The organism is Rhizobium sp. MHM7A, from assembly GCF_005862215.1.
In the GTDB taxonomy this organism is placed as follows: Bacteria; Pseudomonadota; Alphaproteobacteria; order Rhizobiales; family Rhizobiaceae; genus Rhizobium; species Rhizobium bangladeshense.
In genome coordinates this window covers 969594-986675 of the sequence record NZ_VCHT01000001.1, presented here as the reverse complement: position 1 = coordinate 986675, position 17082 = coordinate 969594, and the positions used below count along the sequence as shown (strand labels likewise).

The following is a 17082-nucleotide window of genomic DNA, read 5'->3' as shown; positions in this document are numbered from 1 at the left end:
ATTATTTAAATCCTGATAGGGCCGGTATACGACGTGTACCGGCCTTTTTTGTCCAGCTTGATGTAGGCGCGGCTACGACGTCTGCCGACCACGATGAAGGTAATCTGCGCCGCATCGGACTGGACAAGTCTGAGCGCATTTTCCTCCGCGTCGATGTAGCTCAGATCGCCGTCCTCGATCTCCTTGAAGCCGAGGCTTTTCAGGAAATCCTGATTACGATTTACGCGCTTTCTGGCCCGATGCCTGCGAGGGTGCAAGACCGGTTCGAATGCCGATTTTAGGCCGGACAGAACTTTCTGGATCGCGCCGTTCAACCGCCTGAACGGCGCTTTGAAGAGCCGTTTGATCATCGCGCCGCCGTCAGAATTTCATGGCTGCCGGTTCGAAATCAGCTTTCCATTCCATGAATTCCTGATTGTCGGTGTTGAGCGCATAATAGACCGACAGGTCAGCGCGGAAATTATCGACGATCACACCTTCATCCGGATGAACGAAAATGCCGGTTTCAAGGACAACCTTCCGATCTTTGTCGGTGAGGCAGTGTTCCTCGCCGCTGTTCGGGTCGGTATAAATCCAGACCTGCTTCAAAATCTCGACATCATCGCGTTCGAGGATTTCAATCGCGGCATTCAGCTCGGCATCGTGGAGGCTGTCATCGACCATGGATTTGAGCTGACGTGGCGTCATCATGCGCAGATGCGATTCTTCTGTGTCGCGTAGTGTCGCAATCACCAGATGAACGGCACGGTTTTCGACGACGTCGTCAGGAAGTAAGAAGCTGCCTGCTTTACCGATCTTCACCTTGATTTCGTGGACCTGGATGTGTTCGACCGGAATACCGGCGTCCTCGCGCTGCTTTTCCGCTTGGAGATATTCGTTGATCACGTCCCAGCATGCCTTATCGGCCTGATCGGTGAGAACGCAGACGAGAGACATGAACAGGGGCGAACCAAAGTGACGGCCTGGCTCTTCGAACGGCGTCAGCGCCCTTACCGCTGCATCCAGAGCCATCCGCAGCTCCTGGTTTTCTTTGATGAGATCAGTTTTGGATTTCTGCGGAACCGGATTGGACATTGTCGTTTTCTCTCTTTCTTTCGTTGTAAAAATGCTCGATGAACCCTGTTTTCGGGTTCACCTTGCTCGATGTTTGTAGAAATCCGAGCTTCTTCAGCAGCTTGTCGACGGGCGCGTGATTGGCTTCAGAAACGCTTGTTAATGGTCGATCCGTTCCAAGCCAGAGACAAGCTGCTCTGATCAGCTGGTTGCCGATGCCGCGACCTCGGAAGTCAGGATGAACCCAGACGGTGCAGAGCTTTTTCTCCCCGTCTTCATTCTTGGCGATCACGATACCGGCCAGTCTGCCATCGTGCTCGATGACATCTAGATACCGTGTCCCGGCGTCGATGCCCGGTTGGACCTTGTTGTCGAACCAATGCCGGAAGCCGGGATAGATCGTCTCCAGATAGGAGAGCTGTTCCCGGCATCTGATCAGGGTATCTGGTCCGACGGCGCGGCTCATGCGGCGAGCAACGTGGCAAGCGGTGTATGGGGACGTGCGCCGTTGCTCTCGACAACGACTGCCGCGCAGCGGCTGCCGAGGAGGAGCCGATCCTGCGGTGTCATGCCTGCGGCGTGAGCGTAGAGATATCCGCCCGCGAAAGCGTCACCTGCGCCGATCAGGTCGGCGACTCGCTCGACCGGGTGCGCAGGTGCATGAAATGTGCGGCCATCGGCGATCACCGTCGAGCCCTGTGCTCCTCGGGTCATCACTGTGGTGAAAGAAGCTTTTTCCGCCTTGATGCAGACGTCAGCCCAGCATTCGGCTTTCCAGAATTCCATCATTTCGGAGTCGTTTCCGATGAGGATGTCTGTGAACTCCGCCAGTTTGTAGAACGCGTTCAGATTGCGCGTTACGCAGTTCTTGTCTGACAGGGTGAGCGCAATCTGACGGCCTTGCTCCTTTGCCAGCGCGACGGCGCGAATTGCTGCATCCCGGCTTGACGGGGCATCAAGAAGATATCCTTCGATGAAAAGAATATCGGCGTCATCCAAGGAATAGTTTTCAATGTCACGTTCGTGCAGAAGCTGACATGCACCAAGGAACGTCGACATTGTCCGTTCGCCGTCAGGCGTGATCATGGCCAGGCAGTTTGCAGTCGGAACGTCCGTAAAGTCGCCCTGGAGGAAACTGACGCCAAGGGCATTCATGTCGTTTGCGTAAAAGTCGCCGAGGTCATCTGCACCAATTTTCCCAACGAAGGTCGCTCGTCCGCCGAGGGAAGCGATGATAGCGGCGGTGTTTCCGGTCGAACCGCCGGATGCAAGCTTCACGATTTCGGAGGAAACGTAACCGCGTCTTTTTGAGGATTCCTCAGCATCAACAAGCATCATTCGGCCCTTTTCGAGGCCCTTTTCCAACAGCAGCTGGTCGGAGACCCCGACGATGAGATCGACCATGGCGTTACCGACGGCAAAGATATGAGGTGCTCGGTTCATAAAGGAAATCCTTGTTGGTGGCGCAAACACAAAACTCCATTTTCAAGGAATTATCAATAGAATTCCTTCAATTTGTGGGTGGCATATCGAAATGAAATCCTGTTGCGCAAAAGGAGTTCTTTATGTTTTGGAATAGCGAGCCGGAAAGAGATTTTGGTCGTATGTGCCGCATGGGCGAAAGGGAAGCCGATGATGCCATCATCAAGTTCAATCGCGACTACACAAAGTCCTGTGTGATACCAGATGAGATATTGTGCCGGGCGTCCCTAGCCGAACTGGCGGAAGAAGCTGGTTTCGTGACCGACGATTTTGCGGAAGTCATCGATAAAGCTCTGCGGTCATGGCGCAATAGTCCTTCAAGATCGATCCTCAATGTCACCCGACTGACGGATGGGGCGGTTCCTGGCACACCTATGTTCAAGGACCTCAGGTCACAGCATCAGCTTCTATCAGCTGCAATGGTGGTCCATCTGTTCCAGCCCTATCAGTTCAGGACAATTCCTGACCGTGAGACTGAAGTCGGTCGGTTGCGACCAAAACCTCTGAAGATCGGCGATTTCGTCGCGATGACCGCCGACGCTGACGGTGAACGTTTGATCAATAGCCTGGCTTATGCTGTCCGGCTCTGGGAGGAACGCAACAAGGCCATGGTCCGCACCGGTCGGGTCAAGTTACCGACGAAACTGTATCGTGGCATACGAGGTGGCAATCTGGCCGTGACGATGGCCGACCTCCCGTCAGACCTGGAGCGCAGCGAACGTGATTGCCGACTGACGATGATGCGTGCGCAGCACTTAGTGGAAAGGCCTATCGCTGAGTGGTCACACTCCCCCATCCTCTCGTTCACAACAAACGAAACGGTAGCCAACTTCTTCACGAGAAACGAGGGCTTCGTGGTCGAGTTCGAACCGACGTTGGATATGGTCGTAGCGTCTCATCTCACGGATAACGCGCTTGACGTGGTCGACCCCTATCTCAAAAAGCACGAAAGAGAGTGGATACTCCGCCTGCCTGCTGACGCACAGCTCGAACCTGATGCCGTTCGTCCGCAATCTGCAGCCTGGTTTGCCGGAACGCGGGACTACAGGGGCATTGCCGTTCTGGACAGTCATGTTGAGGCCAAGTTTCTGATGGGCAACAAGGAGCTTTCAGCGCACTGGCGTTGGAATAACAATGGGAAGGGCGGCAAGGTCGTCTTCCGGGAAAACGATGACTTCTTTTCTCTGACCCGTGCGGAGTTCAAGAAGGAAAAAGGCTACGACCCCGTACCGCAGGCCGCGTCCGAGATCAGGAACCTGGTATATTTCAGAAAGGAGTCGTCGACGTTTAACAGCAAGCCGCCGGTGGAAATTCCACATTGGCGATCTGAGCTGTTTCCGGAGGAATTTTCGCCTGCACCGTGACGCTTGATGCCCGACTACAGCCTTGGAGTTGGCGGGCTCTGTAGACGTTCGAACATAGCATCGACGAATGGTGTTCTTCCTCGATCAAGGTAAGCGACGACCTGTTCGCGCCCTTCGGCCGGAATAAGGCCATCGATCATGCCTGCCAAGCGATCCAGAAGAATGTTCTCATCGATCTCGCCGCGCTTTCTCAGCTCTCCGATGCTTCCCGCGAAAACTTTCGGGAAGCCAGGCTTGTCACCGATGCTCGCAATGTACCTGCGGCTCTCATCATCGTTCCATTCGATCATGTAGGAGAGGAAACCGGCGTTCAAAGCCGGGTGCAGACCGCTCTCTCCGGTCACGAATTTGGTTCTGATCTCTTGGTTTTCAGCATGCTGCTTCTCGTTGAAGGCAAGCTTGCCCGGGAAAGCTGCCAGAAGTGACTGCGCGTCAGCGTCCTCTTCTACCCAGATATTTGTCGCCAGGCTGTGACCATGATTGCTCGAATGCTCCATCCAGTGCCAACGGCCCTGGGCGTTGTTGTCAAGCCACTCAAAGATTTCATCTGCAGCTTCGTTACGATAGGCAGAGGCGTCTTCTGCAAGCCGTTTGAACTGATGGTTTTCGCCATCGAACAGGAATAGGCCATGCGGACCGTGGATTTCCCGCAGGTCCACTTCATTTTTGCCTGTACGTTTTTTCGGGAGATAGGGAAAAGTCTGTCCGTCGGCGTAGGCCTGCCGGTTAGCGGCTTGTTCCTTATTGTCGAAATCGAACAGTCTCGGCATCAGCGTTCCCCAATCAGATGTGTGAGATAATCTTTCATGGCGGCTTGATTGTTGCAAGTCAGGACGAACTCCTGACCTCGGCCGACGATGTTCAAGGTGGCCATGGCTTCGGCGTGGCCCCAGCGCGCAGCATCGAGATGGTAGGACAAGGCGCTCCCCTGATCCGGGTGCATCCAGGATGGCAGGCTCCAAGCAGACCTGCCGGGCGCGTTGTCGCGGGTCAAGATATGCCGAGGCTCAAGAACCGAAACCCGGCCCCATCCAGGGCCAAAGGCAGTGTCTCCGATGACCAACTGTTCGCTGGCGACATAGATCGTATTGCCAGCCTCACGTCCCCGGCGGACATGGGGATGCGTTGCAAGCCATGGATGGTTTTGCCAGGATTGCCGGTCTCCAGACGACAGGTCTATGACCTCGCCGATCTGCAACCAGCCAAACAGCGCATGAATGTTTCGGCCTTTTGAAGCAAACCGGTACTTTCCGTCCTTCAGATCGACGTCTCTGAACCAGCCGAAAAACAGGAATACATCGCCGACAGTGACGCCCTGCGACTTCAAGTGAGAGGCGGCGGCGCTTGTCTGACCCAGAGCGCCACGCCAACCCTCCGTTCGAGGAATCGAGCCATGCTCCAGATCGGGATCGAGGTGGGCCGGATGGCGTTTCTGATATCGACCATTTGTCAGGTCTTCGACCAGTTGCCCGGTCGGGCCATCGATAGCGCCGTATCTTGTGAGGCTTCGTCCATCGGGGATAGGCAGGGATACCAATGACCCGTCCGGCAAGATTGCCGAGGCGCAACCGCCACTTCCTGAATCAAAGCCTTTTCGGCTGAAGATCAGCTTCATGGATGGGGTGTTTCCGCGTTTTCGACGAACCCATGTTCGGCCGCGAGGTCCGGGAAGAGCGTCGCCATGGCATGCTTGTAGAGGACGAATTCGCGCGCGCCCAAGAAGCGTTCGGCATCTTCTGGTTTGACGATGACCGGACCATGGCATTCATTGCGCTTGACCAGGCTGAGATCGAACCGGTCCACGATGCCCATGAAAAACTGCTGTGTCGACCAGGGATGAGGGTAACGATAGCCTTCCGGCTTCTTGGCTCCGGTGATCGAGCGGAACATGCCGAGGGGCTGAATGGACTTCAGGATAACGCCAGCTTCTTCGCCGCCTTCCCGCTCGGCCGCCTCGGCAGCGGTTTCCATCCTGATGACGGTGATGCCATCTTCGTCGAGGATCGGGTCACGATGGCCACCGCAAGCCTCTGGACCTCGCTTGACATTATCCGTCAGGACGACATCGCCGTTTTCCGTAAAAGCCAGGATGAAAGCCGTCGGATTGACGTCCGGCGGCGCGACCATATCGCTGATGACGACGCTGACCTGGTTTGGCTGCGGCAGATAGGAAATGTCGTTGGTGGTGTGAACAGAAGCCAAGCCAATCAATTGCTCGATACTCAGGTAAAGCATAGGGTCTCCAAAATGGCGATGTCGCCTACCCATTAGATAAAGGTCTGCCTCGCCTCCCACAAGGAAATCTGGCTTGGATTTCCTTTGCATGATGCGGATTTTCGATGGAGGATCGTGACCAAGGAGAATTTAAATGTCAACTGATCCTCAATTTTTACATGCCATAGCCAGAACTCTTGAATCACCCGATGTTCCGGCTCGTCTCGAATTGGCTGATGGCCGTGCTTTTAACTTCTCCGTTGTCAGATCGGATGGGCAGGAAGAATTGCGTTCTCAGCTTTTGCCACGCCTCAACGGTGAAAAATGGGGCGTCTACGAGTGGATTTCGGACGCAATGTTGTACCCAGGTTTCGTCGTGTCCATCGAGCGCGAAGGCGAAGATCGATCTTCGGGATTTCTGGCCTTTGATACGCGCGTATTCATCTTCAATGTGGGTCAGCAGGAAAGTCTGAGAATTTCGGTTACTGTCGAGCCTAAGGTCGTTTACGTCAGCCCCGACGCCAGAGGTCAGGGGTTCAGTAGCGCTTTTGTCGCTCTTCTATGTGGTCAAATGCAGCATACCCTCGGCCTGATCGAGACGGCGATGCAAACCAGCTTGAAGGGATCACGCGTCAAGGACATCACACTAGCTTTGGAAGCCGAGTGCGTGTCGGAAGAAGGAGCGCGTTTCGTTCGCAACGCCTTTCGTGCCTGCCAGGTTGGCCTTCAAGACTTTCGCAGTCAGCGTCCAGCCGACAGATGCTGGGGTGCGGACATCACTGATGCTGTAGACTATTCTGATTGGGCGGATGAGGACGAACTCGTGGCGGTTCCGTGCCGTTGATCGCGGTTCCGTTTTCAGGAGATCAGAAAGAACTCTTGGCGCAGTTGCTTGATGCGCTTGATGACGAGGACCTGAAAAGGATTGCCCGTCTCGACTACGGAATGGATTATGACGAACACCTCGCGAAACTCCGCAAATTAAGAGCCATCGGTCCGGATGGCTTTGACCTCGATGGCTATCTGCTCGAAGTCCTGAGCCTCTGCGCATGGTCGGAACCATCATCAGACGAGGACATGATCCGGGTTCATCGTCAGCGCGCGTTCAGTTGCGGACTGGTCTATTGCTCAGGCTCTAAACCGTCCGACCGACCCTACACCGATGAAACGAACCTCATTCAGTTTATCGAAAGCCTGATTGTCCTCGGTCAGCCCCGGCTAGCCGTTATCACGTCCCTTTGCTGGCTTCTGTCGGACGTCGATGTAGGTGATCGTGAAGGAGTCTTTATCGGAATCGCGCTCCTGATGTTTGCGCTCCAAGAGAAGAGGTGCTCCAACGACGAGATACTGACGTTGATCGACTGGATCATGAGGGCCGGTGACGCCGCCGATATGAATGAGCCCGGCAGAAGGTGCGTGCGCGGCTGGGACTTCGGGATTGATGGGCGAGGGCGGTTCAATACGAAATGGCGGGCGCTGATGGCAAGCTTACCTGGGCATGTTCAAACGCGACACGGCTCATTGGTCGAAGAAGGCGTCGCTCTGCTTGTCGCGATGACCTTACCGGCGGTCACGGAATACATTTGACGGCCTAAGGCGACGCCCAGCTTGCCAGTCGTTCCTGACAGTCATTCGGGAAGTCCTCGTCGCCATCAAGCTGGCGTTGCCACTTAGGATGACACGGCGCGACCGGATAGGCCACATCGCGTTGCCATCCCTCATGGGCCTCATCGATATCGATCAGGACGCCATTCACGCATTCGACGTCCTGTCCAAACTTGTTCCCCAGGAAGCCATTTTGGCAGTGATTGCATTGTGCCATTACGTTCACGCCGCCTTTCCGGCCCTTGCAGCCATTTCTTCGTCAGCAGTTACCTTTGCGAGCAACATTTTGCAGCCATGTTTGATGGCATCGATCTGCCATTTGGTTCGCACGGGATAAATGTCGCTACCGTAATAATCCTCGAATCCTGCATCCCGCAGAAATTCGACGATCTCGTGCTGCTGGTCGCAGAGATTTCTGATTTCCTCTTTCAGTTCCTGGCGGTTGCGAGGATTGAGCACAAATGTGGGATGTGCGTCCGGGTTGTCTGAGTTTGCAGTGGGGTCGTAATAACCATTTGCCCTCAACGCGACCCAGAACGACACCCAGGTCTCATAGCCGCAAACATACCAGGCGCGGGAAACGGTATGGTGGACATTGGAATAATCCGCGCGGGACAGCGTATTGTCTTTCCATCCAGGGTTTCGAAGGACCGACCCGAATTCTTCCTTGTAGGGAAGGAAATCTTCGAGTCTTGGTTCCTCTTCCTTTTGTTCTCCGGTCGTGTATTCGGCAAAAGCCGCCTCGTATTCGAGAGCTGCCTCCTTGCATTCCTTGCGGTACCGGCGAATGTCAGGCCTCACGCCGTTCCTGCGAATATATCGCTGGTCCTGGTAAGACCATTCGGAATGGCCAAGCAGATGCTCGATGGCTTCGCGGTTCGCCGTATGGATTAGATATTCGTAGGTTGCCTCGGCATCGTATTCTTTTTTGACGCAGGTTTTGCCCATCAGATAATCGTAATCGGCGTCAACGACCCATTCCAGCGCTTCCTTAAAGGATGGCATTGCGTGTTTCTGGACGAGCGTCAACTCCCCAAGATCGCCTGTCAGGAGGATGTGACCTGGTCGCCAGGTGATTTCGAAGGAATAGGCCGAGCTTCTCGAAACACGCACGCTTTCCTTGGTCAGTTGCGGAACATATTTCAGCTCACGTGAGTGACCAAAGAAGCTGAACGACTGTGATGGAGCGGGAACAAAAACGTGCTCCTTGAAGGTGCTGTCAACATGTTCCCGGATTGAAAATTTATTGCCCATGTTCCCTCGCGGCGGCATTCCAAAGTCTTATAAATCATTGAAATCATTTACGAATTTTGCTAGAATGGTATGTCGTCTGAGAGGTCGTTGGACTTTACAAACTCCGGACCACTTAGAAAATCATCCGTCTTGTCTTCTGCTGTTTCGTTCTCGAACTGGCGATGATCATCGTTGCCGCCGTCTTCATCGGCGTTCCGGTCTTTCTGCGCGGTCATGCGGCCTAGACCACCAGTATTTTTCGTCGCCTGCGTAGCAGGTGCCTCTGTCTTGGTTGCCTGCGCACTGTCGGGCATCTGCATGAGCTTGGCCTGGCCAAGATGATCCCAAACAACGATCTCGGCTTTTCCAGCGGAATTATAGCTCAGTTCGCCAACAATTCGGACGACGACACCAGCGACGGCGTGCTCGCTCATGACCGGCACGGATAGCTTTTCACGGATGACGACGGTGTGAACCTGGAAAAGCCGGTCCCGCTGGCCAGTTTTGGAGCGCACAAAACGTTCGGTTTCGACCTTCATCTTCACGAAGGGATGACCAGAAGAAGTCTTCAGCTTCTCGACCTGACCTACCACCCGGCCGATAAACTCGACCTCGTTCACATGTGCCATTTGCATTTCTGTCACTCCGATATTTTCAGGAAAATCCTTGCGAGATGGGCTCGCTCAAAGGAATTGTTTCGAAAATCATTTGGCGAAACAAATCTGTTGTCAAACCCTTTCTTTTCCTTCATATTGATTTTGAAGAATTCAACTGACGTTGAGTTTTTCCTTTGAAAACCGAAACTCCTTAGCCGCCGTCGTGCGGCTCTTTTTTTTTAGGTGAGCGATGACACTTCCATTTGAGACGACAACGGCCAATGATCCGTTTTTCTTCCTTCGGTATCAGCGGCCGGTTTATCAATGGCATGGCGGCACCGATGTTTCATTGTTCGCGAACGCAAGTCTTCCGCAAAGGCCGGAGCCGTCGGTGTTTGTCTTCGATTTCAGCTCTGTGTCTGCCGGGAGCGTCGATGTCGAAGCTTTTCTTCAGGACATAGTCTTTGCTGCCATTTCAAAGCCTGAGCACCTGTTTTTCATCCTGGCAGAGCCGAAGCTGTTGTCGAACGCTTTCCAGGATTTCTTTTCGCGGCCTGATTTTGTCGCCTTGGAACAGTCCATGGTGGAGTCGACTGACCCATCGTTTCCGGCACCCAGGTATCGCCGTATCCTGAAGCACATCTTCGTGGGCTCCATGTTCAACAGTGAGGACAATCCCAGTCTTGAGCACAATCTGCCCTGGCTGATGACGGTCAAGTACCTGCGTACCTTCGCCTATGTAAACGGGAAGCTGGATGACGACCTGAATCTCGAAGACCTCCGCCCGTGGAGCGGAGACATTCCGGATCATGGTGATTTCGACCTCTTCGAAGGTGTCTCCTACGAAGTCGGCTCCTATCGTTATCGTGACAGCGATAGCGCTTTTCGCAAGTCGTTCCGATCTCTGTCCCTTGCGGTCTTCAGCCTGAACGATGACCTGGACTATAAACAGGCTCGTCACCTTGTCGCACAGGCCGACACGGCGTCACAGAAAGGAGTTCCGAACGTGCTCCTTTCTGGTGGCCGTCATCAGGAGCTTCGCCGCCGGGAAGACGAGCACCGCTACGAACCGGAGGAAATCCTGTCATTTTTGCAACGTGACCTTTATCTCTCATGAGTGTGGTTGCAAAGGAAGAAATCCTGTGAAATTATCGAGGCAGTCATTTATGAAACAGGGAGATGCCGACATGACCGTTCTGTCCGCTAATCGCCCCTTTGGGGTCTTCGCCTAAGCACCAGTCGGTGTCTTAAGAGCGAATTTTGAAATCTGGCCTCGGCCGGAGACTATTCCCTGTTTCTAGGATTCATTTCATGGGCAATACCCAATTGGACTCCGGTCCAGCAGTGACGGCTGCTCCTTCCGTCATTACACGTTACTATTCCGAACTCTCGTGGATCGAAGGTGCGGCCGAACAGCAGTTGGTCCAGCTACTCGACGTTGAGGGCGTAGATGCCGTTGCTGCGTTCCCGGACCTTCACCCGGGCAAGTTCGGACCCGTCGGGGTCGCGATCCGGTCATCCCGCATCCATCCAGCCTATGTCGGCAACGACATCGGCTGCGGAATGGCCCTGTTCCGGCTCTCGATCCCCGAGCGGAAGCTCAACATCGAGAAGACGGCCAAGCGGCTTCGTCAACTGGCTTCTGACGAATGGGATGCGGCTTCTGACTACCTGGCGTCTGCAGGTCTGCTGCCGTCGCTTTATCCGTTCTCTTTGGGAACGGTGGGTGGTGGCAATCACTTCTGCGAGGTTTTGGGTGTCGAGGACGCTTCAGAAGCCTTCTCCGGCCGAAAGGGAGACTTGTTCCTTCTGGTCCACTCCGGTTCCCGGGGGCTCGGGGAGGCGACATTCTCGAACCTTGACGAGAGCCGTCACCTTGGCATGGCAGCGGACACACCTTCGGCGATCTCCTATCTCGAAGGGCACGATCTCTGCGTTCGCTGGGCAGCACTCAATCGCCAGGCTATTGCGGGTCGAGCGGCCGAATTGATCGGCTGCGAAGCCAGTCTGGTTTCCGATGCGCCTCACAACCTAATTTCCTATGAGGAAAATAGGTTCGTGCACCGAAAGGGGGCTGCACTTGCCCGTCCGGGCGACATCGTTCCGGTGGCCGGGTCACGCGATAGCCTGTCATTCGTTGTGGCGGCCAAGGATGATGTCTCAAAGGCGTTCAATGCCTTGTCGCATGGAGCCGGTCGAAAATATGATCGGGCCACGATGCGCCATCGGGTGGGAGCCACCAAGGCCGAGCGGGAAGCACTTACCCGCAACGCCTGGGGTGGGCGTGCCATCGTCGAGGATCGGAACCTGCTGCTCGAAGAAGCTGGTGCCGCTTACAAGTCGTCGGTTCACGTCGTCGACGAACTGGTCAAGCATGGTTTGGTGGAAAAACTGGCGGCCCTGAAGCCGCTCGTCACCTTCAAGCGTGCTGACCTTCACCAGGAAGACCATACGGCCAAGGACAAGCTGCTGCTTGATCGCCGCAAGCAGAGGAAGTCGAAGCGTGACTGATATCGTCAATATCGCCATAACGTCAGGCAGTGGGCCGGAGGAATGCCGGATCGCTGTTGAGCGTCTCGTCGAACACATCAACGCTGCCGCCCGGAAGGACAATCTGAAGGTTCATTGCCTTCATGGTCCGTCCGGGGGAGGTCGGCTTCCTCGCTCTGTCATTTTGACGGTGACAGGCAAGGATGCCCAGTCTTTCGTCCGACCCTTTATCGGCACCGTCCGTTTCGTGTTTGACAGCCCTGTCCGCAAGGGTCACAAGCGCCGAAACTGGTTCGTGGGCGTCAGCCTTCTCGGCCAGTCGATTCTTCGTGAAGAGGAGGCCTCTCTCAATCTTGCGGATGTCCGTTTCGAAACGTTGAGGGCGGGTGGTCCAGGCGGCCAGCACCAGAACACGACGGATAGTGCGGTCAGAGCGGTCCATATACCGACGGGATTGACGACGCTTGCCAGGGATGAACGCTCACAGCATCGCAACAAGGCGCTGGCAGTTCAACGTCTCGCTGACATGCTGTCGATCATTGCGGACGAGAAGCATGAAGCTGAAAAGAAGGACCTCTTCCTGAGTCACAAGGCTCTTGAGCGAGGCAATGCCGTCCTGACGATCAGCGGCTGACTGTTCACCGGTTCGAGAAGCGCCTGGAATGTCGCCTCCAGGTTCGTTTTCCGGTCACTTTTCGAACCGGCTTCAGCCTATGCGGGCTTAACGTTTGTTTGCGACGCCCGATCCTCCGGAGTATAGGAAGGCTCTACGATTCCGGAGATGCCGCATGCTGTTTACTGAAATCTATGAAAAACAGGACGCCGTGCCGTCTGTTGGAGGCATTCACCCCGACACATTGCTTGATCCGATCCGCGCGAGGATGAAGGAAGCCGAATATTTTGTATTCGACGAACAAGCGGTTGCGATGGCCGTCAACGTCTCTCAATCCAAGCCCTCGTCGATCATCGCTTGCCTCCCTTTCGTCAAGCTTCCAGCGCCCCTGTTGTGGATCGAATTCTCCAATCAGCATCTACGCCAAGCCATGGGTGCTATGGGGAGCCCGAACATTCGAGGCGAGCGTCATATCGTCGACATCGAGAGGACGGGGTTTCTTTTATGGGAGGAGGACGGCCAAATCCTGATGGACCACGTCCACCGGGATCGACTTCCCGGAGGCGGCACGACTATAACGCTTGCGAATGTCAGATTGGCGTTCGATCCGGACACAGACAGCCGTCGTCACGAGATGGTGGCGTCCATGTCTCATTTGATTGACAAGCTGTCTCATTCCGGTGAACCGGTGGAAGATGATGGCCCGCCAATCGTCACCGGGAAGATTGCAAAGCGCATCAAGCAAATCGATAAGGACGATGCGGAAGCGATTGCAATGAAGCAACTGAGTTGGCGCTTTGGCATGGCTCCACATCCGGACCAGAAAGCGCTTCGCCAGGCGATGCTTTCGATAATGCCGGAACAGAAATTAAAGTTGATGGAAGCCGATCAGACGAACGATGCTTTCCGCATTTTCGTAAATCTAATCCTTCCCGGCCTGATCCTGCTCAATTGCCGTAATGCGGTTCGCAGAGAAGTGGTACCTCCGCCGGAAAAGCTGAACAAGCAACGCTTGAAAAAGGGCAAGCCCCCGATTGAGGGTTACCAGTATGTGCGATTGCATCTCACGCCGAAGAAAAAACGCCTCTACGAGAGATACGGCATCTCGACACACAGCGTGACCGGCGGCGTCGTGATCGGCCATTTCAAGGTACGAGAAAGCGGCATCTTTTGGTGGAATCCCCACTGGAGAGGCGAGCACGACGCCGTTGCCAGAAAGAAAATTTACGTCATGACGCCCTGAGTCTGGCCTTTTCCTCTACCTCCGGAACGCGGTCTACCATGCGTTCCAGAATGTCCTCGGCGTTGAGGGTCTCGTCATTGAGCCACTCGTCGAATTCCAGAGGGCTTTCGAACCGGTAGCGATGCTCGAATGCGAAATGCTGCCGGATGAGGCGAAACAGCTCCGTGATCTTCCGATATTTGTCGCGCAGTGTGACCGCCGCCGCCCTGTTGCCGGTCGAAGAAGCTGTCAGCTGATCCTGAAACGCCTTGGCAGTTTTGGCGTTCTCAGACCCTTCACCGAGATTGAGAAGGGCGGCTGCCTGCAGAAAATACGCTGGTCGGAAGAGGTCGACTGCTTTGTAAAGCTCTGTGACCGCCAGTTGACGTGCTTCGTCATGGCGGTCGAACTTCTCGACCTCAACCGTGGCAACGTTCAGTTCCCTGGCGATGCGCTCACGCGCTTCCCTGCGGTATGCAACGGTCCTGGCGGACATGATGTCCTTGAGTTCCGAAACCCGGTCGCGTCGGCGTCTCGCCACCTCGCTGTGGGCGGAACGATATCCCTCGATCTGCTTTGCCAGTGTTAAATACGACTCGTAGCCGGTCCAGCGCCCGATAACCTTGTCGAAAACGCCGAACTGCCGTCCCTCAAGCTGCTTGCCATCGAGATAGGTGATGAGAGGGTCGGTCGCGAATTTCGTCAGTTCAGCCTCAAGGGCTGACGTTTCTGGTTCGTCTGCACCGGCAGTTTCAATCGCGTCAATCCGCGTTTGAATCTCGACCATTTTCAGGTCGGAGGAGGGGCGGCTTTCGAAATTCTTCATCATGGCCTGGAAGCGTGCGCGGATGGCTTCAGCAGCCTTCTCGCCCTTTGCGCAGCCGCTAAAGTTGTCCAGGGTCAATGCCTCATGGGTGGCCGAGAGCCGAATTGCGTTCGTAAGCCGTTCTTCCGCTTTCAAGACCGCTTCCTTCGCCACACCGAGGTACGGGTGGCCAGCATCCCGTTGCTGAACCGACGCGATCAGAAAATCAATGCTCTGTGTTTCGAGAGCAAGCAGCTGGACATAGTTTGTTGCGAGTTCCCGCAATGCCGATTGTCTGGTTTTGAGGAGGTAGTCACCGATTTCTGACGATGTCATAAACATTGGGTCACTCCCACTCCGTAAGCATGTTGCCGGTAAGCTTTACCGACCATTTCGGTTCTGTCTGGTTGGACGGTGCCGTACCGATAACCGTATTGGCGATCTTTCCGGTTTTCTTCTTTTCGTTCGAGAATTTCATGAAATCATTCTCCGGTACCTGGATTGCCCACTTGGTGACGACTTTGACTTCACCAGTGTCCATGCTCATGACGGGCGTGGGGATAGCTTTTCCGCGCGCATCGACAGCTTCAATGACCAGGAACCATTGTGTGGTGTCCGGGTTCTTGTCCTTCATTCGACGAAAGCCTGCCTTCTCACCATCCCGATCAATGATCTGGTAGCGAACATCCTTGATCTCTTCGACGCCGGTCGGCTTATCTTCCTGCGGCCTCGATGCTGGAACGGGGGCAATGTCTTCCGGGACGATCTCCTCTCCGTCAGTGCCGCCGCCTTTGTTTGCGACAGCGGGGGCATCAGTCTTCGGTTCGGTTCCGAAACCAAACTGATCGATGAAGTCGCTTGCTGATGCGGTCATTTCGGGTGCGCCGTCTGCTTCCTCGTGAATATTCACCTGATTGAGGGGCACGGCGATGGTGCCGACGACGGTCGGCGGCGCGACAGTGACCTTTGGCGTTGATTTGTCGAGGTATTCACGAAGCTCCTCGGTGATTGGCGTCAAGACAGGCGGCGACACAAGGCCAAGATCATTGCTCAGCAGGCGCTCTTTTCCGCCATCTTTCATCTGAACATATGTCTGCAGCGCCTCGCTCTTCGGTTCCTTGACCGGGACGTCTGTCTTGGCAACTTCCGGGAGCTTTATTTCTGGCGAGGCTTTTTCATTATCCTTTGTCTCAGGCTGAACGGTTGCAACCGTGGTTGTCGCTTTGACATCGGTGTCACCGGCAACGAGGCTCGGGACCAAGAACAAAGCGGCGATGCCGAGCGTCGCGGCGCTGAAAGCGGTTGCGGTGACGCGCTTGTGCAGCATGAACCATGCACAGGTCGACTTCAGCCTGGAAAGCTTTGTGTAGGAGATCGTCGTTTCAGCCAGTTCCGCGAGACGTTTCAGATCGGCATCATCCTCAGCAATGATATCTGCGACCGATCTGCGTGCTTTTTGATCCCGTGTTTCCTCTGGCAGGAACAGGTCGTGTGCGGTTTTCATATTGCTGACTTCCGGCTCTAATTCCTTTTAATGGAAATTCAAACGAGCCGTCTTGTCAACGCAATTTGAGCTGAATTATTTGGGAACTCCTTAGATTCGGCTGTCGAAATTCACCACGCCTGGCACAAGCTCGAACAACTCGGAGGGACGAGTTGCACGGCCCAGTCGCACTTTTTCATTTGTGGTCCTGACGATGCCAAGAGAGAGAACCTTTCTGCGGAAGGCTGCCATGTCGATTTCCTCGCCGAGAACCGCAGAGTAGATTTGTTTCATCTGAAGCATCGAGAACTTTTGCCCCAGAAGCCGGGCAGGGATCGTTGAATACCCACCTTTGCCGCGTACACGTTCGACGGCGGTGTTGACGATCTTTTTATGATCGAACGGCAATTTCGGTAGCTTGTCGACCGGGTAGAATGTCAGCTCCTGCTCGTTCTTTTCGAGTTCGGTGATCGGAAGCAGCCCATAATAGGCGACGGACACGGACCAACCACGGTCGTCGCGGTCCCTGCTGCCGAAGGTGTAGAGCTGCTCTACAAAAATTTTCTTCAACCCACCACGCTTGGCAAGAATACGGTGAACCGCATGGTCGAGTGTCTTGTCTTCATCAGGATGCACGGTCCCTCCGATCAATGCCAACTGACCATTGAGATAGCTTGACCTGCTCTTCACCAAGGCGACCTGCAGTTTCTTATCGATGAGGGTCAGGAGCACGATGTCTACGGACACTGCCGGAGCGGCGAGAGCATCATTGCCTGTCGATTGATTTTTTTCCAAAGCGCTAACCTCATGATTTAATGGCTTTTAATCTAAACGCGATATGCAAAAAGTCAAGAAGCAAAATACAAAATGCAAATTGCATCTTGCATTTTGTTCCGCTCGGGCGCATCGTTTGGTCATTCGG

The 17082-nt window shown here is 54.7% G+C and carries 20 protein-coding genes; 7 read left to right on the top strand and 13 right to left on the bottom strand.

Features of this window, described 5'->3' with window-relative positions:
• Positions 1–5 precede the first annotated feature (5 nt).
• Genes FFR93_RS05660 through FFR93_RS05645 form a run of 4 tightly spaced genes read right to left on the bottom strand, consistent with a single transcriptional unit; the run spans position 6 to position 2496 of the window.
• Positions 6–314, bottom strand: coding sequence for a hypothetical protein (locus tag FFR93_RS05660; RefSeq protein WP_138392403.1), 309 nt, complete (start codon positions 312–314; stop codon positions 6–8).
• 46 nt (positions 315–360) lie between these two features.
• Entirely contained in the window at positions 361–1011 is a 651-nt protein-coding gene (locus tag FFR93_RS05655; RefSeq protein ID WP_138392402.1) for a hypothetical protein, read from the bottom strand.
• A 28-nt stretch (positions 1012–1039) separates the two neighbouring features.
• Entirely contained in the window at positions 1040–1519 is a 480-nt protein-coding gene (locus FFR93_RS05650) for a GNAT family N-acetyltransferase (protein WP_138392401.1), read from the bottom strand.
• Entirely contained in the window at positions 1516–2496 is a 981-nt protein-coding gene (locus tag FFR93_RS05645; protein ID WP_138392400.1) for an adenosine kinase, read from the bottom strand. The genes FFR93_RS05650 and FFR93_RS05645 overlap by 4 nt, the downstream gene beginning before the upstream one ends.
• A 122-nt stretch (positions 2497–2618) precedes the next feature.
• Between FFR93_RS05645 and FFR93_RS05640 the strand changes: the two genes are divergently transcribed.
• Positions 2619–3899 carry a hypothetical protein gene (locus FFR93_RS05640; protein ID WP_138392399.1) on the top strand — a complete coding sequence of 427 codons (1281 nt, stop codon included), beginning with the start codon at positions 2619–2621 and terminating at the stop codon, positions 3897–3899.
• Positions 3900–3913: 14 nt separating this feature from the next.
• Here FFR93_RS05640 and FFR93_RS05635 read toward each other — a convergent pair whose 3' ends face one another.
• The 3 genes from FFR93_RS05635 to FFR93_RS05625 are packed head-to-tail and all read right to left on the bottom strand — an operon-like array spanning position 3914 to position 6134.
• Positions 3914–4669 (bottom strand): hypothetical protein, encoded by a 756-nt coding sequence (locus FFR93_RS05635; RefSeq protein ID WP_138392398.1) that lies wholly within the window; start codon positions 4667–4669, stop codon positions 3914–3916.
• Positions 4669–5514: a hypothetical protein gene (locus FFR93_RS05630; protein WP_171049104.1), complete on the bottom strand. Its 846-nt coding sequence runs from the start codon at positions 5512–5514 to the stop codon at positions 4669–4671. Before FFR93_RS05630 ends, FFR93_RS05635 begins: the two co-directional genes overlap by 1 nt.
• The gene (locus tag FFR93_RS05625) at positions 5511–6134 is read right to left on the bottom strand and encodes an NUDIX domain-containing protein (RefSeq protein WP_171049103.1); all 624 of its coding nucleotides are present in this window, start codon (positions 6132–6134) and stop codon (positions 5511–5513) included. The genes FFR93_RS05630 and FFR93_RS05625 overlap by 4 nt, the downstream gene beginning before the upstream one ends.
• Positions 6135–6267: 133 nt before the next feature.
• Between FFR93_RS05625 and FFR93_RS05620 the strand changes: the two genes are divergently transcribed.
• On the top strand, positions 6268–6957 hold the full coding sequence (locus FFR93_RS05620; RefSeq protein WP_138392395.1) for a hypothetical protein: 690 nt from the start codon (positions 6268–6270) through the stop codon (positions 6955–6957).
• Entirely contained in the window at positions 6948–7700 is a 753-nt protein-coding gene (locus FFR93_RS05615; protein ID WP_138392394.1) for a hypothetical protein, read from the top strand. Before FFR93_RS05620 ends, FFR93_RS05615 begins: the two co-directional genes overlap by 10 nt.
• A gap of 4 nt (positions 7701–7704) precedes the next feature.
• Here FFR93_RS05615 and FFR93_RS05610 read toward each other — a convergent pair whose 3' ends face one another.
• The 3 genes from FFR93_RS05610 to FFR93_RS05600 are packed head-to-tail and all read right to left on the bottom strand — an operon-like array spanning position 7705 to position 9571.
• On the bottom strand, positions 7705–7944 hold the full coding sequence (locus FFR93_RS05610) for a hypothetical protein (protein WP_138392393.1): 240 nt from the start codon (positions 7942–7944) through the stop codon (positions 7705–7707).
• The gene (locus FFR93_RS05605) at positions 7941–8972 is read right to left on the bottom strand and encodes a hypothetical protein (RefSeq protein ID WP_138392392.1); all 1032 of its coding nucleotides are present in this window, start codon (positions 8970–8972) and stop codon (positions 7941–7943) included. Before FFR93_RS05605 ends, FFR93_RS05610 begins: the two co-directional genes overlap by 4 nt.
• Before the next feature lie 59 nt (positions 8973–9031).
• Complete coding sequence (locus FFR93_RS05600; protein WP_171049102.1) at positions 9032–9571, bottom strand: single-stranded DNA-binding protein; 540 nt, start codon at positions 9569–9571, stop codon at positions 9032–9034.
• A 367-nt stretch (positions 9572–9938) separates the two neighbouring features.
• Between FFR93_RS05600 and FFR93_RS05595 the strand changes: the two genes are divergently transcribed.
• The 4 genes from FFR93_RS05595 to FFR93_RS05580 all read left to right on the top strand — a co-directional run bounded on the left by FFR93_RS05595 (position 9939) and on the right by FFR93_RS05580 (position 13893).
• Positions 9939–10664 (top strand): hypothetical protein, encoded by a 726-nt coding sequence (locus tag FFR93_RS05595; RefSeq protein ID WP_138392390.1) that lies wholly within the window; start codon positions 9939–9941, stop codon positions 10662–10664.
• A gap of 194 nt (positions 10665–10858) precedes the next feature.
• Positions 10859–12058 (top strand): RtcB family protein, encoded by a 1200-nt coding sequence (locus FFR93_RS05590; RefSeq protein WP_138392389.1) that lies wholly within the window; start codon positions 10859–10861, stop codon positions 12056–12058.
• The gene (gene prfH, locus FFR93_RS05585; RefSeq protein WP_138392388.1) at positions 12051–12671 is read left to right on the top strand and encodes a peptide chain release factor H; all 621 of its coding nucleotides are present in this window, start codon (positions 12051–12053) and stop codon (positions 12669–12671) included. The genes FFR93_RS05590 and prfH overlap by 8 nt, the downstream gene beginning before the upstream one ends.
• 154 nt (positions 12672–12825) lie before the next feature.
• The gene (locus FFR93_RS05580; protein ID WP_138392387.1) at positions 12826–13893 is read left to right on the top strand and encodes a hypothetical protein; all 1068 of its coding nucleotides are present in this window, start codon (positions 12826–12828) and stop codon (positions 13891–13893) included.
• Here FFR93_RS05580 and FFR93_RS05575 read toward each other — a convergent pair.
• From FFR93_RS05575 to FFR93_RS05565, 3 genes are all read right to left on the bottom strand, one after another.
• The gene (locus tag FFR93_RS05575) at positions 13880–15019 is read right to left on the bottom strand and encodes a hypothetical protein (RefSeq protein WP_138392386.1); all 1140 of its coding nucleotides are present in this window, start codon (positions 15017–15019) and stop codon (positions 13880–13882) included. The genes FFR93_RS05580 and FFR93_RS05575 overlap by 14 nt on opposite strands.
• A 4-nt stretch (positions 15020–15023) precedes the next feature.
• Complete coding sequence (locus FFR93_RS05570) at positions 15024–16181, bottom strand: DUF6384 family protein (protein WP_138392385.1); 1158 nt, start codon at positions 16179–16181, stop codon at positions 15024–15026.
• A gap of 90 nt (positions 16182–16271) precedes the next feature.
• Complete coding sequence (locus FFR93_RS05565; protein WP_138392384.1) at positions 16272–16955, bottom strand: NUDIX hydrolase; 684 nt, start codon at positions 16953–16955, stop codon at positions 16272–16274.
• Positions 16956–17082 lie beyond the last annotated feature (127 nt).

Bases quoted from the DNA above. Each gene is read 5' to 3' on its own strand.
- FFR93_RS05655 (WP_138392402.1), bottom strand. From the start codon at position 1,011: ATGGCTCTGGATGCAGCGGTAAGGGCGCTGACGCCGTTCGAAGAGCCA.
- FFR93_RS05640 (WP_138392399.1), top strand. From the start codon at position 2,619: ATGTTTTGGAATAGCGAGCCGGAAAGAGATTTTGGTCGTATGTGCCGC.
- FFR93_RS05645 (WP_138392400.1), bottom strand. From the start codon at position 2,496: ATGAACCGAGCACCTCATATCTTTGCCGTCGGTAACGCCATGGTCGAT.
- FFR93_RS05580 (WP_138392387.1), top strand. From the start codon at position 12,826: ATGCTGTTTACTGAAATCTATGAAAAACAGGACGCCGTGCCGTCTGTT.
- FFR93_RS05635 (WP_138392398.1), bottom strand. From the start codon at position 4,669: ATGCCGAGACTGTTCGATTTCGACAATAAGGAACAAGCCGCTAACCGG.
- FFR93_RS05620 (WP_138392395.1), top strand. From the start codon at position 6,268: ATGTCAACTGATCCTCAATTTTTACATGCCATAGCCAGAACTCTTGAA.
- FFR93_RS05605 (WP_138392392.1), bottom strand. From the start codon at position 8,972: ATGGGCAATAAATTTTCAATCCGGGAACATGTTGACAGCACCTTCAAG.
- FFR93_RS05575 (WP_138392386.1), bottom strand. From the start codon at position 15,019: ATGTTTATGACATCGTCAGAAATCGGTGACTACCTCCTCAAAACCAGA.
- FFR93_RS05625 (WP_171049103.1), bottom strand. From the start codon at position 6,134: ATGCTTTACCTGAGTATCGAGCAATTGATTGGCTTGGCTTCTGTTCAC.
- FFR93_RS05590 (WP_138392389.1), top strand. From the start codon at position 10,859: ATGGGCAATACCCAATTGGACTCCGGTCCAGCAGTGACGGCTGCTCCT.
- FFR93_RS05570 (WP_138392385.1), bottom strand. From the start codon at position 16,181: ATGAAAACCGCACACGACCTGTTCCTGCCAGAGGAAACACGGGATCAA.
- FFR93_RS05630 (WP_171049104.1), bottom strand. From the start codon at position 5,514: ATGAAGCTGATCTTCAGCCGAAAAGGCTTTGATTCAGGAAGTGGCGGT.
- FFR93_RS05650 (WP_138392401.1), bottom strand. From the start codon at position 1,519: ATGAGCCGCGCCGTCGGACCAGATACCCTGATCAGATGCCGGGAACAG.